3 protein-coding genes are annotated in these 2,053 nt (G+C 63.7%); all 3 read right to left on the reverse strand.

Annotation, left to right across the window (positions count from 1 at the left end):
* Window positions 1–1,213, reverse strand: a 1,213-nt coding sequence (locus EOA33_RS33545) for a biotin carboxylase N-terminal domain-containing protein (protein ID WP_127407569.1), incomplete at its 3' end; no start/stop codon positions are given.
* Window positions 1,214–1,262: 49 nt separating this feature from the next.
* The gene (locus EOA33_RS33550) at window positions 1,263–1,511 is read right to left on the reverse strand and encodes a hypothetical protein (RefSeq protein ID WP_348628287.1); all 249 of its coding nucleotides are present in this window, start codon (window positions 1,509–1,511) and stop codon (window positions 1,263–1,265) included.
* 240 nt (window positions 1,512–1,751) lie between these two features.
* A partial coding sequence (locus tag EOA33_RS33555; protein ID WP_190234459.1) for a macro domain-containing protein occupies window positions 1,752–2,053 on the reverse strand: 302 nt, incomplete at its 5' end.

The following is a 2,053-nucleotide window of genomic DNA, read 5'->3' on the forward strand; positions in this document are numbered from 1 at the left end:
GGTCCTTGCCGTGCACCACCAGCTTGGCGATCATCGGATCGTAGAAGGGCGAGATCTGATCTCCCGCGCGCACGCCGGTCTCGATCCGCATGGCGGCATGCTCTGGTGCGGTTTGCGGGAATTTCAGGTGGTGCAGCGTGCCCGTCGCTGGCAGGAATCCTCTGGTGGCGTCCTCGGCATAGATGCGCGCCTCGAAGGCATGGCCAGCGAGCTGGAGTTCGCCTTGCGTCTTCGGCAGTTTCTCGCCCGCCGCGACCCGCAGCTGCCATTCGACCAGATCGATGCCGGTCACCATTTCGGTAACCGGATGTTCGACCTGCAGGCGCGTGTTCATCTCCATGAACCAGAAGCGGTCGGCCTTCAGCCCCTGCGAGGCGTCGACGATGAATTCGATCGTGCCGGCGCCTGAATAGCTGATCGCCTTGGCGGCCTTCACCGCGGCCTCGGTCATCGCCTTGCGCAGCACCGGCGTCATGCCTGGGGCAGGCGCTTCCTCGATCACTTTCTGGTGGCGGCGCTGCGCCGAGCAGTCACGCTCGAAGAGATGCACGGCATTGCCGAAATTGTCGCCGAACACCTGCACTTCGATGTGGCGCGGCTTGTCGACGTATTTTTCCACCAGCACGCGGTCGTCACCGAACGCCGCCTTTGCCTCACGCCGCGCACCGGACAGCGCCTCGGAGAAATCGTCCGGGTGGTCGACGCGGCGCATGCCCTTGCCGCCGCCGCCGGCGCGCGCCTTGATCAGCACGGGATAGCCGATCTCGCGCGCCTTGGAGGCCAGGAGCACGATCTCCTGCGCTTCGCCGTGATAGCCAGGCACCACCGGCACGCCGGCCTTCTCCATCAGGCGCTTGGCCGCGTCCTTCAGCCCCATGGCGCGGATCGAAGCCGCCGACGGGCCGATGAAGACGAGCCCCGCCGCCGTCACCTGATCGACGAACTCGGGATTCTCCGAGAGAAAGCCGTAGCCGGGATGGATGGCCTCGGCACCGGTGGCGAGTGCTGCCGCGACGATCCTGTCGCCGCGCAGATAGCTTTCGCCGACCGGCGAGGGTCCGATATGGACCGCCTCGTCGGCCATCCCGACATGCAGGGCCTTCGCATCCGCATCCGAATAGACGGCGACGGTGCGCAGGCCCAACCTTCGTGCCGTGCGGATGACGCGACAGGCGATCTCGCCGCGATTGGCGATCAGGATCTTGCCGAACATGGAGCCCCCCGGTTTTGCCTCGGTCGGCGCCAGTCGGGCGAGCGTCGGCCTACTTCGAAGCTGCGATTTCGCAGCCGCCGCTCGCGGTCTTGACCCTCCACCTCTTCAAGCCCGCCTGGCAGGATCGTAGCGCCCGCTCTTCCGCGGCCTTTTGCGACGGAGCGTTCAGTCCCGAGCCGCAGATGATGTAGAGGTCGACGACGCGCGAATAGAAGGTCGTTGCATAGGCCGAATGGCCACTTGCAGCCACATAGTCCTTGTAGGCCCTGGTGCATTCGTCCTTCGCGCTGCCCGGCAAATACGGAGTGAATCGTTTGTCGCCGACCTTCCCGGCCAGCGATTGCGCCGCGCCGGCTCCGGCCGCAGCGCATATAAGCAATCCCGCAAGTATCGAAACAGTCGTCCGTCGAAGATAATTCGGCTTCATTTTCACCCCATGCCCATAGCAAAATGCAGGGTGAGCAGTAGCGTCTATTTTTCGGTGCGGCTAGTCCGAAATCGAGAAGTCCTATTTGAAACTGTAAATCGTCCCTGCCGCTCATAAAGTTCTGTCTCCGCCAAGAGCAGCAACGGTCTCTCGGTATAGTTCCGCCATTTGCTCATCAAAGCAGCAAAAAGTGACGGTTTCCGGTACCGCGGTCTGGCTCAGGAAGGCATCTACGGTGCCGACAGCAATCTCGGTCGCTTCATCCTTCGGGTAGCCATAGATGCCAGTCGAGATCGCCGGAAACGCAATCGTGCGGCATTGCCTCCCGGCGGCAATTTCGAGCGAACGCCGGTAGCAGGAGGCGAGCAGGTCGGCCTCGCCCTTGCCGCCGCCCTGCCAGACCGGCCCGACCG

Origin of the sequence: Mesorhizobium sp. M4A.F.Ca.ET.050.02.1.1 (assembly GCF_003997725.1) — a bacterium.
In the GTDB taxonomy this organism is placed as follows: domain Bacteria; phylum Pseudomonadota; class Alphaproteobacteria; order Rhizobiales; family Rhizobiaceae; genus Mesorhizobium.